Here is a 12,000-nt window from a genome sequence, read left to right on the forward strand (position 1 = left end):
GAGCGGTAGGTGTTGTTATGTTTTTGTGATATCGACATGCCGTACGGTCCTGCTGGCGGGGCAGCGTGCGGACGGGAAGGGGTGCCGGGGCGATGGCCAGGACGAGGAGCGAGGAGCGGCGCGGCGAGATCGTGCGCGCCGCGGTCGAGGTGATCGCGGAGCGCGGCTACCGGGGCGCGTCCCTGGGCGCGGTCGCCGAGCGCGTCGGCCTGACGCAGCAAGGGCTGCTGCACTACTTCCCCACCAAGGAGGCGCTGCTGGTGGCGGTGCTGGAGGAGCGGGACCGCTGGGACACCGGCGGCGGTTCGCGCGCCTCGGCGGACACCTGGCGGCTCGACCTGCTGGCCTCCCTCGTCGAGTACAACGCGATGCGGCCGGGCATCGTGCAGACGTTCTCGGCGCTGCTGGGCGAGAGCGTCACCGACGGCCACCCGGCCCGGGAGTTCTTCACCGACCGCTACGCGCAGGTCCGCGCCGAGATGGCCGCGGTGCTGCGCGCGGAGTTCGGCGACCGCCTGCCCTCCGGCCTCACCCCCGAGGAGGCGGCGCCGCTGCTGACGGCGGTGATGGACGGCCTCCAGTACCAGTGGCTGCTCGCCCCGCAGTCGGTGGACATGCCCGCCGCGTTCCGCGCCTTCCTGACCCTGCTCCGGGGCCCGCAGACGACCCCTTGAGCCCTGCCGCCCGGGCTGAACAGCGGAGGGCGGGGGCCCCACCGCGCGGCCGCGCGAGGCACGGCCCGCCGGGCCCTTGACCAGCGGCCTAGACCGCCCACCCCGCGCCCCACGCGAATCGGGCAAGCCCGGCTCCCCGCCGCGCATCACATACGGATCCTCCAGGCGGGCAAGCCCCGGACCCACCCGACTACCCACCCCGCGCCAAACGCAGCCCACCGGGCCGGGCACGGCCCCGGACCCGCCCGGCCACACGCCCCCATCCAACGCGGTCCACCGGCCGGCCAAGCCCCGGAACCGCCCGGCCACACGCCCCCATCCAACGCGGTCCACCGGCCGGGCGTGGCCCGGGACCAACCGGCCACCGCCCCGCGTCAAAAGCGGGTCCACCGGGCCGGGCAGCGCCGGATCCATCCGGCCGGCCGCCGCCGGGCCCGGTGAGGCGGGGGATCGGCCCTCCACCCGGGGCTGCACGCCTCGGCCTCGCGCCCCCCGGGTCAAACCCCGGACGGGCCCTGGCATTCTGGGGGCGTGAAGATCGCCGCAGCCCAGCTCACCTGCGTACCGGCCGACGTCACCGCGAATGTGGCCGCGGCCGTCGGGCTGGCCCGCGCCGCGCGGAGGCAGGGCGCCGAACTCGTGGTGTTCCCCGAACTCACCCTGACCGGCTACGAACTGGACGCCCTGGCCGCGGACCCGGCCCTGTGGCTGTCGGACGCCGACGACCCCCGGCTGGACCCGCTGCGCTCCGCCGGGATCGCCACCGCCGTCAACGTCGCCCTGCGCACCTCCGGGCCGCTCCCCGCCCTCGCCACGCTGGTCCACGACGCGGACGGCGCGCACGTGACGACGTACGCGAAACAGCACCTCTACCGCCACGAGCGGGACGCCTTCACGCCGGGCACCGCCGACGGCCGTTTCACCCTCGGCGGGATCCGCTTCAGCCTCGGCGTCTGCTACGACAACCACTTCCCGGAACTGGCCGCCCGGGCCGCCGCGGACGGCTGCCGGGTGCACCTGGCGAGCTCGCTGTACGGGACGGGCGACGGCATCCGGGAGCGGGCCACCGTCTACCCGGGCATCGCCGGGGCGCACGGCCTGTACGTGGTGCTGGCCAACCACGTCGGCCCGGCGGGCGCGTGGACCGGCTGCGGCGGCTCCGCCGTATGGGCCCCGGACGGCACCCTCGTGGCCGAGGCGGACGACCGTACGCCGTCCGTGGTGACGGCCACGATCGAGCCCTGACGGGCCGCGCGCGGCCCTACCAGGACGGCGGCGGGCTGAACTCCCCGGCGGGAGCGGCCCCGGAGTCCGCCGGCGCGTCCTTGCGCCCTGCGTCCTCCCGCCCGGTGTCCTCCCCCAACAGGTGCCGCCCCATCAGCGTCGCCCCCGCCACCGCGCCCGGCATCAGGAACACCGCCACCAGCGGCACCAGGAACGCCAGCACCAGCGGCACCCCGAAGCCGAGCGCCAGCGCCCGCCTCCCCCGCAGCAGCGCCAACTGCCCGCCCAGGTCCACCCGGCGCCGCTGGAGGGCGACGGAGGTGAGCTCCTGGGTGAGGAAGTAGCCGGACACGCAGAAGCCGATCGCCGGGACCACCGTCTGCCCGATCACCGGGACGAACCCGAGGGCGAACAGCAGGATCCCGTACAGCACCACCCGCAGCAGCAGCCGCACGCTGTCCCGGCCGGAGATCCACAGGTCCTGCCACAGGCCCCGCCCGGACTCCGGCACCTCGCCGCCCTCGGTCCGGTCGACCTGCTCGGAGAGGGACTCGTAGAACGGCTGGCCGATCAGCAGGGTCACGGCGGTGAAGGTGATCACCGCCAGGAAGAGCCCGAGGGCGAACACCAGGGCCGTCAGGAAGCCCCGGAACAGCGCGAGCCACGGGGAGGACCAGTCGTCGGCGAAGGGGGTTGCCCACGCCGTCAGGTCGTCGGCGCCGAAGCCGAGGCCGACCAGCGCGCCCGCGTACAGCACCAGCGAGACCAGCCCCGGCAGCAGACCGAAGCCGAGCCAGCGGCCGTTGGCGAAGACCCACCGCTGTCCGGCGAGCAGGTACCGGAAGCCCCCCACAAGATCACCCATGCGGGCCAGTTTACGGCGAAGGCCGCACCCCCTGGAGGGAGTGCGGCCTTCGCTTCGGCGCGTGCGATCAGACGGCCAGCTCGACCGTGATGTTGCCGCGGGTCGCCTTGGAGTACGGGCAGACCTGGTGGGCCTTCTCGACGAGGTCCTTGGCGGTGGCGGCGTCGACGTTCGGGATCACGGCGGAGATCTTGACGATCAGGCCGAACCCGTCGTCGTTCTTGCCGATGCCCACCTCGGCGGTGACGGTGGAGCCGGAGACGTCGGCGTTCTCGTTCTTGGCGACGACCGCGAGGGCGCCCTGGAAGCAGGCGCTGTAGCCGGCGGCGAACAGCTGCTCCGGGTTGGTGCCCTCGCCGCTGCCGCCGAGCTCCTTCGGCGGGTTCACGACGACGTCGAGCTTGCCGTCGTTGCTGGCGACGCGACCGTCACGGCCGTTCTCGGCGGTGGCCACGGCGGTGTACGCGACGTCGGACTGCGTGATGGACATGAAGTGGATCCTCCAGATGAATCGCCGTGACTCGCGCCCACGATCACGACGGTGTGGAGTGAGCCTAACGGGTGAAGGAAACGATCATCTTTCCGGTGTTCTCGCCGCGCAGCATTCCGAGGAAGGCGTCGGCGGCGTTCTCCACGCCCTCGACGACCGTCTCGTCGTAGCGGAGCTCACCGGAACGCAGCCAGCCGGCCACGTCCTGGACGAACTGGTTCTGGATCCCGGCGTGGTCGCTGACGAGGATGCCCTGGAGGCGCAGCCGCTTGCCGATGACCTGCACGAGGTTGCGCGGGCCGGGCGCCGGCTCGGTGTCGTTGTACTGGGCGATCGCACCGCAGAGGGTGGCCCGGCCGTGCACGTTGAGGGAGGAGATGGCCGCTTCGAGGTGGTCGCCGCCGACGTTGTCGAAGTAGACGTCGATGCCCTCGGGCGCGGCGTCCTTGAGCTGCTCGGCCACCGGGCCGTTCTTGTAGTTGAAGGCGGCGTCGAAGCCGTACTTCTCCGTGAGGAGCGTCACCTTTTCGTCCGAGCCGGCCGAGCCGATCACCCGGGACGCGCCCTTGATCTTCGCGAACTGGCCGACGAGGCTGCCGACAGCACCCGCGGCGCCGGAGACGAACACGGCGTCGCCCTCCTTGAAGGAGGCGACCTCGAAGAGACCGGCATAGGCGGTCAGGCCCGGCATGCCGAGCACACCGAGGTAGGTGGAGAGCGGGGCGAGCGAAGCGTCGACCTTGGTGGCGTGCTTGGCGTCCAGCTCGGCGTACTCGCGCCAGCCCAGGCCGTGCAGGACGTGGTCGCCGACCGCGATGCCCTCGGCGGCCGAGGCGACGACCTCGCCGACCGCGCCGCCGTCCATCGGCTTGTCCAGCTGGAACGGCGGGACGTAGGACTTCACGTCGTTCATCCGGCCGCGCATGTAGGGGTCGACGGACATGTGGAGGTTGCGCACCAGGATCCGGCCCGGGGCGGGCTCGGCGTTCACCGGCACCTCGCGCAGGGCGAAGTCCTCGGCGACGGGCCAGCCCTGCGGGCGGCGGACGAGGTGCCACTCGCGGCTCACGGCGGGGATCTGGGACATGAGGTGCTCCTGAGGCATGAGGGAAAACGGAACCCGGCGGCAAAATGCTTCACTACCTGAAACAACCATGCTCCTGGATATTTCATGTTGTCAAGTAAATGGGTACTCTGGATCCATGCCCAGTCGTCGCACAGACCCACTGACCCTTGAGGTCGTCGAGCTCATCGGCGACGTCGTGGCCCGCTACCACCAGGAGTACGAGCACGCGGCCGCCGGCCACCAGCTCACCGGCGCCCAGGCCCGCGTACTGAACCTGCTGTCCCTGGAGCCGATGCCCATGCGCCGGATAGCGCAGAAGCTCAAGTGCGAGCCCTCGAACATCACCGGCATCGTGGACCGGCTGGAGACCCGCGGCCTGGTCGAACGCCGGCCGGACCCGGCGGACCGCCGGGTGAAACTGGCCGCCCCCACCGAGGAGGGGCTGCTGACCGCGGACCGGCTGCGCGAGTCGCTCGACTTCGCGCGCGAGCCGCTGGCCGGGCTGTCGGACGCCGAGCGGGGGATGCTGCGGGACCTGCTCAGGCGGATGCTGGGCTGACCCGCTCTAGCAAAAGATGAACCAGCACGTCGGCTTGGGCTTCTTCGTCTTGGTCGGGGTGGGCGTGGGCACCGGCGCGGGCGGCTGCGCCGAGCCAGACGTGCTGGGCGCGGGCTGCCCCGGCTTCGTGGGCTGTACGGAGGGCCCCGGCGCCGAGCCGGTGGGCGTCGGCCCCGGCTCCCCGGAGGCGGAGGCGCTCGCCCCGGCGCCCGGCTGCGCGGACCCGCTCGGGGACCCGCTCGGCCCGGCGGACTTCGTTGCGTTCGCGGTGGCCTTCGCGCCCCCGGCGCCCTTGCCGGTACCCGTCGCGCCGGAGTGGGCCCCGCCGCTCGGTGCGTCCGGTGCCGGCTCCGGCTTCTCGGGGCCGATCTCGTCGGTCAGCTCCACCTTGGCGGCCCGGCCGCCGCCCCCGTCGTCGGTCGTCATCCGGGCCAGGGCCACCGAGCCGCCGGTGGCCAGCAGCAGCCCGAGCCCGACGCTGATCAGGGTCCTGCTCCCGCCCCGGGCGGCGGCCCGGCCGCGCGCCCGGCCCCGGCCGTCCACCGGCCCCGACAGCACCACGAGCGACTCGGCGTCGAGGTCGGCGGGCTCGGGGGCGGGGCCGGGGGGCGCGTCCTGGTACCGCGGTCGGCCGGGGTCCGGGGCGGCGGGGTACCCGGGCCAGGCGTACCCGTCCTGCTCCGGGTTGCGTGGGTCGCCGTACCCGGGGTCGGCGTACCCGCCGTACCCGGCGTGCTCGGCGTACCCGGGGTCGCCGTGGCCCCCGTACGCCGGCGTCGCTGCGTAGCCGGGATACGGGGTGTGGTCCTGCGCCGGCGCGGCGAACCCCGGCTGCGCGTGACCGTGCTGCGCATGACCTTGGTGCTCATGGCCGGGCGCCGCGGCGGTGGCCGGCGGGGCGGGTATGAGGTACTCGGCCGGGGTTCCGCATCCGGCGCACGCGAGCGCGCCGTTGAGGTACCTCTGGCAGGCAGGGCAGTAATTCATAGGGCCCGCAGGCTACGTGGTCGGCGGCAACAGCGGGATTCCGGGAACGTAAGGATCCTGTGTGGAATCGTGTCTTCCATGACCGCGACCCCGCCGACCCCGCATCCGGCCGCCGCCTCGGGGGCCTTCGGCCCGGCCGCCTTCCAGCTGGTGCTGCTGCGCAGGATGGCGGACTTCCGGCCCGACCTCGCCGAACAGGCCCGGCTGCGCCTGGGCGCCTCCCCCGCCGAGCAGCGTCAGGCGAACAAGCGCTGGCAGGCCATGGTCCGGTCGCCGCGCTCGCGCGGGGCCCTGGCCCGCTACCGCTCGGTGCTCGGCCCGCCCGAGTCCACCGCACACCGGCGGATCGGTGACCTGGAGTGCGAGGCGCTGCTGTGGCCGGTGCCGCTCTGGCCGGACCTGCGCTTCGAGGTACTGGCCGGGCCCGACGGGGCGGTGTGGAACGAGTGGCTGGTGCGGGCCCCGGGCGCGCGGGGACCCGTACTGGAGACGGCGCGGGACCTGTTGCCCTGGTCGGCGACGGTGGACGAGGTGGCGCGGGCCTTCGCGCCGGTCCGCCCGCTGGAGGGCACCGCCCCGACCCGGTGGCGGCTGGCCTTCACCGCGTCGGGGGAGCCGCTGGTGGCGGAGTTCACCTACGGCCTCCTCCAGGAGGTCCGGCCGGGGACGGCCTGAGGCCGCCGGGCCCGGATCGGAACGAGCCCGCTTCGGAACGAGCCCGAGTCGCAACGAGTCCGCTTCGCAACGCGCCCGCTCGGGAAAGCGCCCGCTTCGGAACGCGCCCGGTCAAGGACGCGCCCGGTTCAGGACGCGAGGAAGGCCCGCACCCCGGCCGAGGTGGCGTCGTCGCCGAGCAGGTCGTTGTGTTTCAGGCAGCCCACGGCCACGTTGACGGCCCCGGCCAGCGGGACGCTGTCGTCCGGGTTGACCACCTCGTCGCAGTCCGACCAGAAGGTGGCGTACGCGACCGCCCCCGGCGTCTCGTCCCCGGCGGCCAGGTTCTTCACCACGTACGACCCCGGGGTCATGTCCCGGCAGGCCTGGTCCCACAGGGCGCAGGCCCAGGCGGTGGAGGTGCCGTGGTTCGGGCCGCCGAGCGAGACCCAGTGGGCGACGGCCGCCGTACCGCCGCCGTACTTCACGTACCAGCGGCTGACGAGCGAGCCGAAGGAGTGCCCCACGATGTCCACCTTGGCCGCCCCGGTCTGCCGGCGGACCTGGTCGACGTACGCACCGAGCTGCCCGGCGAGGACCTCGTTCACCGACCGGTGGGTGTCGTAGCCCCAGGAGAAGAGCTGCGCGTCGGCGTACCCGTCGGCGCGCAGGTCCTCGCGCAGCGACCCCCACACTCCCGGGTCGGCGTTGTAACCGTGCACGAAGACCACCGGATTGCGGACGGCCGTCCGGGGGGCGGCCAGGGCCGTTGTGGGCGCGAGCAGGGCGGCGCAGAGGGTCAGGCAGAGCGTCAGGAGGGCCGGAAATCCCTGGCGGGGCGTCAGCATCGGGTCCCCTTTACCTTGTTACGCGCCGGTAGCGCGGACAGTGCGCGCATCGTGGCGCCTGTCGGTACAGAAGACCACCCCTGTGCAGCACCGTCCGGCACACGCGCCCCACCCCGGCCGGAGCATCCCAACAGGCGCAAGACCCTATTGACCCGAGAAGATATGAGTTGTCCGACCGGCAGTCGCCGGTCTTCTTGCGTCAGCGCTCTCGGAGGGATCTGCCGTGACCGTCAGTCTTGAGCAGTTGCGCCGCTGCCACGTCGCTGTCGACCTGGGGGCGGCCAGGACCCGCGTCTACGTGAAGGGCGCCGGGCTGGTCGTCGACGAGCCCAGCGTCGCCGCGGTGAACACCCGTACCGGGGCACTCATCGCCGTCGGCACCTTCGCCGAACGGATGACGGGCCGTACGCCCGACTACATCCGGGTGGTGCGCCCCGTGTCCGGCGGCACCGTCGTCGACATCGAGATGGCGCAGCGGATGCTGCGTCACCTGCTCGGCGAGAAGCTGCGCCGCGCCCTGCGGCGCAAGCCCCGGCTGCGGGCCGCCGCGTGCACCCCGCACGACGCCGATCCGCTCGCGCAGCGGGCGGCGGTGGAGACGCTGGTCGGCCTCGGCGCCCGGCGTGTCGAGCTGGTCGACACCCTGATCGCGGCGGCCGTCGGCTGCGGCCTGCCCGTGGAGCAGCCGACCGCGACCATGATCATGGTGTGTGGGGCGGCGGCCACCCAGGTGGCGGTGCTGTCCCTCGGCTCCATCGTCACCGCCGAGCGCATCCCCGTCGGCGGGGAGGCCATCGACCACGCGGTGGTGCAGCACCTGCGGCACGCGCACGAGCTGATGCTCCCCAGCCAGGCCGTCCGGCCGCTCCAGCTGGCGCTGCACGGCAACGGCATCACCGCCGAGGGCCCGGCCTCCACGCTCATCCACGGCCGGGACGTGGCCACCGGGCTGGCCCGCTCCGTGCACGTGGACACCGCGGCGGTGCGCGACGCGATCCACACCCCGCTGACGGCGGTGCTCGACGGCATCGGCAAGGTGCTGCGGGACTGCCCGCCGGACCTGGTGGCCGACCTGACGGACCGGGGCATCATGATGGTCGGCGGCAGCGCCCTGCTGCCGGGCCTGGACCAGATGCTGCGCGACGCGACGGGGATGCCGGTGGCCATCGCGGAACGCCCCGACGTGTGCGCGGTGCTGGGTCTGGGCGCGATGCTGGAAGGAAAGATCGCCCCGATGGTCCTCAACCCCTTGACCGAATGACACGCCACGCACCGGACGACCAGGCACCCGACGACCACGCACCCGAGGAGCACGCACCCGAGGGCCACGCACCCGACGCCCCGGAACGCCGGCCCGGCCAGGACTCCGGCGCAGAAGTCCCGGCGAGCCTGCCCGTGCTGCTGGAGGCGGTGCTCGCCGTCGGGTCGCAGCTGGAGCTGCGGAGCACCCTCCAGCACCTCGTGGACTCTGCCGCCGACCTGTGCGCGGCGCGCTACGCCGCGCTCGGGGTCATCGATCCCGAGCGCGGCCGGCTGACCGAGCTGTTCACCTCCGGCCTGACCGCCGACGAGCGGGCAGCGATCCCCCGGCTGCCCGACGGCGGCACGGGCGTGCTCGGCGCGCTCATCAGCGACCCCCGCCCGCTGCTGCTCGACGACCTCGCCCTGGATCCCCGTTCGGCCGGTTTCCCGCCCGGGCACCCCCCTGTCCGAGGCTTCCTCGGCGTATCCATCCGGGTGCACACGGAGGTGTTCGGGAACCTCTACCTCACGCAGAAGCGCGGCGGCGGCAGCTTCACCGACGAGGACCTGTCCCTGCTGCGCGTTCTGGCCTCGCAGGCCGGGATAGCGATCGGCAACGCCCGCCTCTACGAGACCGCCCGCCGCCGGGAGCGCTGGATCGAGGGCGCCGCCGCGGTGACCACCACCCTGCTGGCGGGCCGCCCGGCGGCCGATGCGCTGATGTGCGTCGCGGACCGCGCCCGGCTGCTGGCGGACGCGATGGCCGGGGTGGTGCTCCAGCCCACTGCCGAGGGCGGCATGGAGATCGTCGCCGCCTCGACGCACGGCGACCCCGGTGACCTGGTCGGCACCACCATCGCCCCCGGCTCGCCGGTCCTGGAGCAACTGCTCGGCGGAGAAGCCGTCTTCATAGAGGACTCGGCGACCGATCCCCGGATGACCACCCACGTACGGGAACGGTTCGGCCCGAGCATGATGCTCCCGCTCCAGAGCGGCGGCCGGCTGATCGGCACCCTGGCTCTGCCACGGGCCCGCGGCGGACGCCCGTACGACGCCGTGGACCGGCTGCTGGCCTCACAGTTCGCCTCCCAGGCCGCGCTGGCCCTCGTACTGGCAGACGCACAGCACGACCGCGAGCAGCTGGCCGTCTACGAGGACCGCGACCGGATCGCGCGCGACCTGCACGACCTGGTGGTCCAGCGGCTGTTCGCGACGGAGATGATGCTGGAGAGCACGAAGAAGCGCTCGGCGTCCGCCGCCGCCGGGGACACGGTCGGCGCCGAACTCGCGCGGGCCGTGGACGAACTGGACTCCACCATCCAGGACGTCCGCACCGCGATCTTCGCGCTCCAACAGCCCCCGACGGACGCCCCGACGACCTTCCGCGGCCGGGTGCTGCGCGAGACGGGCGGCGCGGCGGTGCTGCTGGGCTTCCAGCCGTCGGTGCACTTCGCCGGGGCCGTCGACGCCCTGCTCCCGGACGCGGTGGCGGCCGAGCTGCTCTCCGCCCTGCGGGGCGCCCTGGCGGCGGCCCACCGCCGGGCGGACGTCACCTCGATCGAGGTGGAGGTGGACGTGGTCCCGGGCCGGGTCCGCCTGACGGTCTCCGACGACGGCCGCACGCAGGCGGGCACCCGGGGGACGACACTCACTTGGGAGTCACCGCTCTGAGGCCGCGCCGGTTGAGGCCGCGCCGGTCGTGGCCGCGCCGGTTGAGGCCGCGCCGGTGGAATGGCCGGCGGCGCGGAGCGCGATCCTCGTACTGGACTGGGCCACCCCGGCGTCCCGCTTGAGACGGCGCAACAGCGCGTCGAGCGCGGCGGCGTCGGCGGCGCGGGCCCGCACGAGGTAGTCGTAGGCGCCGGTGACGTGGACGACCTCGGTGATTCCGGGCAGTCGCAGGACCCGCCGCTCGAACTCCTCGTTGGTGACGTCCTCGCGCAGGGTGAGGTCGATGAACACGACGAGCCCGCCGCGCGTGTCGGCGGCCGGGTCGACCACGACGGTGAAGCCGAGGATCACCCCGTCCCGCCGCATCCTGCGGACCCGGTCGGCGGTGGCGTTGGCGCTGAGTCCGACGCGCACGCCGAGGTCGCGGTAGGAGATCCGCGCATCCTCTCGCAGGATTCCGAGGATTTCCCTGTCCAGGCGGTCCATCCCGCGATTATCGCAGTGGGAGCCATAATGCGCTGCCGTGCCGGTGTCCGCCCGGCCGAGGGTCGGTGCATGAGCGAACTGAGCCATCTGATCGAACCGAGTGCGGCGGCCGGCGGGCTGGTGGCGCCCGTCCTTTCGGGCGCGGCGGCGGGCCTGGGCGTGGCGATGCCGATGGGTGCGATGAGCGTGCTGTTGCTCCAGGAGGCGATGCGCAGCCGCCGCACGGCGGTGGCCGCGGCGGCGGGCGTCGCCGTGGTGGACCTCGGTTACGCGGCCTTGGCCACCGCGCTCGGCCCCCGGGTGGCCGCGCACGTCGGACCGGTCGAAGCCTGGGTCCGCCTGGCGGCGGCGGCCGTCCTGCTCGCGATCGCCGCCCGGGGCCTGCGCGGCATCGGTGGGCCGGCGCCGCGGGGCTCAGGTCGTGTCCGGGCGGTCTTCTCGGGCCCGCGGCGTCGGACGCGGCGCCGCCCCGCGTTGCCGGAGTCGCCCGAGTACGTCCGGTGCGAGGGCGCTCCTCCGCCTCGGGACGTCCCGCGTCCGGCGGCTCGGGCCGGCCTTCGAAGATCGCCCGGTTCGGCGCTGGGCCCGGGCGGTCCGGCGGGCGCCGCGTTCGCGCGCTACGTAGGCCTCACCGCCGTGAACCCCACCACCGCCCTCTACTTCGCCGCCCTCACCACCGCCCAGGGAGCGGCCCTGCGCTCGGGCGCGGCGGGGGCGGCGTTCCTCACCGGTGTCGGCCTCGCGTCCCTCCTGTGGCAGCAACTGCTGGTCGCCGTGGGCTCCGTGGCCGCCGCCCGGATCTCCCCCGCCGTCCGCGCCCGGACGTTCCGCCTGGGCTACGGCCTGGTCGCCGCCTACGCCCTCAAGATCGCATTCCCACTCCCGTGACCCGCCGCGCCGACCGCCCCACGACCGGCCGCGCGGACCTACCCACAACCCGGCCCGTAACCCGCCCCGCAGGCCTGCCTACGACCCGCCCCGGGGACCGGCCCTCAACCCGCCCCGCGAACGGGCCCGCGGACCGGCCGCGCGGGCCGACCCACGACCCGCCCCGCAGACCGGCCCGGAACTCGCCCCGCGAACCGGCCCCGTAACCGGCCTGCGAACCGGCCCACAACCCGCCGCACGGGCTGACCCACAACGCTGTCGGGTCGTCGAGGATCGCCCGTACCAGGCTTCCGCGTTGCGCGCCCGCGGCGGTGCCCCGCGCGGTGTGGTCCGTCCACACCTGTTT

General features: G+C 73.9%; 13 protein-coding genes. 7 read left to right on the forward strand and 6 right to left on the reverse strand.

Annotation, left to right across the window (positions count from 1 at the left end; all coding sequences use genetic code 11):
- The first annotated feature begins 92 nt into the window (after window positions 1-92).
- Both IE207_RS02755 and IE207_RS02760 read left to right on the forward strand, forming a co-directional pair.
- Window positions 93-674: a TetR/AcrR family transcriptional regulator gene (locus IE207_RS02755; RefSeq protein ID WP_190182354.1), complete on the forward strand. Its 582-nt coding sequence runs from the start codon at window positions 93-95 to the stop codon at window positions 672-674.
- 531 nt (window positions 675-1,205) lie between these two features.
- Window positions 1,206-1,919 carry a carbon-nitrogen hydrolase family protein gene (locus tag IE207_RS02760; RefSeq protein ID WP_190182355.1) on the forward strand — a complete coding sequence of 238 codons (714 nt, stop codon included), beginning with the start codon at window positions 1,206-1,208 and terminating at the stop codon, window positions 1,917-1,919.
- Window positions 1,920-1,935: 16 nt separating this feature from the next.
- Here IE207_RS02760 and IE207_RS02765 read toward each other — a convergent pair whose 3' ends face one another.
- The 3 genes from IE207_RS02765 to IE207_RS02775 all read right to left on the reverse strand — a co-directional run bounded on the left by IE207_RS02765 (window position 1,936) and on the right by IE207_RS02775 (window position 4,340).
- Window positions 1,936-2,763: an EI24 domain-containing protein gene (locus IE207_RS02765; RefSeq protein ID WP_190182356.1), complete on the reverse strand. Its 828-nt coding sequence runs from the start codon at window positions 2,761-2,763 to the stop codon at window positions 1,936-1,938.
- A gap of 67 nt (window positions 2,764-2,830) precedes the next feature.
- Window positions 2,831-3,253, reverse strand: a complete 423-nt coding sequence (locus IE207_RS02770) for an organic hydroperoxide resistance protein (RefSeq protein ID WP_190182357.1) — start codon at window positions 3,251-3,253, stop codon at window positions 2,831-2,833.
- A gap of 64 nt (window positions 3,254-3,317) precedes the next feature.
- Window positions 3,318-4,340, reverse strand: coding sequence for an NADP-dependent oxidoreductase (locus tag IE207_RS02775; RefSeq protein ID WP_190182358.1), 1,023 nt, complete (start codon window positions 4,338-4,340; stop codon window positions 3,318-3,320).
- 115 nt (window positions 4,341-4,455) lie between these two features.
- Here IE207_RS02775 and IE207_RS02780 point away from each other — a divergent pair, with 115 nt between their 5' ends.
- Window positions 4,456-4,878: a MarR family winged helix-turn-helix transcriptional regulator gene (locus tag IE207_RS02780; protein ID WP_190182359.1), complete on the forward strand. Its 423-nt coding sequence runs from the start codon at window positions 4,456-4,458 to the stop codon at window positions 4,876-4,878.
- A 6-nt stretch (window positions 4,879-4,884) separates the two neighbouring features.
- Here the strand turns inward: IE207_RS02780 and IE207_RS02785 are convergent, their stop codons facing one another.
- Window positions 4,885-5,865: an SCO2400 family protein gene (locus tag IE207_RS02785; RefSeq protein ID WP_190182360.1), complete on the reverse strand. Its 981-nt coding sequence runs from the start codon at window positions 5,863-5,865 to the stop codon at window positions 4,885-4,887.
- 78 nt (window positions 5,866-5,943) lie between these two features.
- Here IE207_RS02785 and IE207_RS02790 point away from each other — a divergent pair, with 78 nt between their 5' ends.
- Complete coding sequence (locus IE207_RS02790) at window positions 5,944-6,540, forward strand: hypothetical protein (protein ID WP_190182361.1); 597 nt, start codon at window positions 5,944-5,946, stop codon at window positions 6,538-6,540.
- 128 nt (window positions 6,541-6,668) lie between these two features.
- Here the strand turns inward: IE207_RS02790 and IE207_RS02795 are convergent, their stop codons facing one another.
- A complete protein-coding gene (locus IE207_RS02795; protein WP_190182362.1) occupies window positions 6,669-7,367 on the reverse strand; it encodes an esterase/lipase family protein in 699 nt (232 codons plus the stop codon).
- Window positions 7,368-7,590: 223 nt separating this feature from the next.
- Between IE207_RS02795 and IE207_RS02800 the strand changes: the two genes are divergently transcribed.
- Both IE207_RS02800 and IE207_RS02805 read left to right on the forward strand, forming a co-directional pair.
- Window positions 7,591-8,628, forward strand: coding sequence for a rod shape-determining protein (locus IE207_RS02800; RefSeq protein WP_136214205.1), 1,038 nt, complete (start codon window positions 7,591-7,593; stop codon window positions 8,626-8,628).
- Complete coding sequence (locus IE207_RS02805; RefSeq protein WP_190182363.1) at window positions 8,625-10,280, forward strand: sensor histidine kinase; 1,656 nt, start codon at window positions 8,625-8,627, stop codon at window positions 10,278-10,280. The genes IE207_RS02800 and IE207_RS02805 overlap by 4 nt, the downstream gene beginning before the upstream one ends.
- Here the strand turns inward: IE207_RS02805 and IE207_RS02810 are convergent.
- The gene (locus IE207_RS02810; RefSeq protein ID WP_229873266.1) at window positions 10,269-10,766 is read right to left on the reverse strand and encodes an Lrp/AsnC family transcriptional regulator; all 498 of its coding nucleotides are present in this window, start codon (window positions 10,764-10,766) and stop codon (window positions 10,269-10,271) included. The two genes, IE207_RS02805 and IE207_RS02810, sit on opposite strands and share 12 nt — an antisense overlap.
- A gap of 69 nt (window positions 10,767-10,835) precedes the next feature.
- On the opposite strand from IE207_RS02810, the gene IE207_RS02815 reads away from it, so the two are divergent.
- Window positions 10,836-11,654, forward strand: coding sequence for a LysE family transporter (locus IE207_RS02815; RefSeq protein WP_190182364.1), 819 nt, complete (start codon window positions 10,836-10,838; stop codon window positions 11,652-11,654).
- The last annotated feature ends 346 nt before the right edge of the window (window positions 11,655-12,000 follow it).

The organism is Streptomyces cirratus, from assembly GCF_014650775.1.
GTDB classification, from domain to species: domain Bacteria; phylum Actinomycetota; class Actinomycetes; order Streptomycetales; family Streptomycetaceae; genus Streptomyces; species Streptomyces cirratus.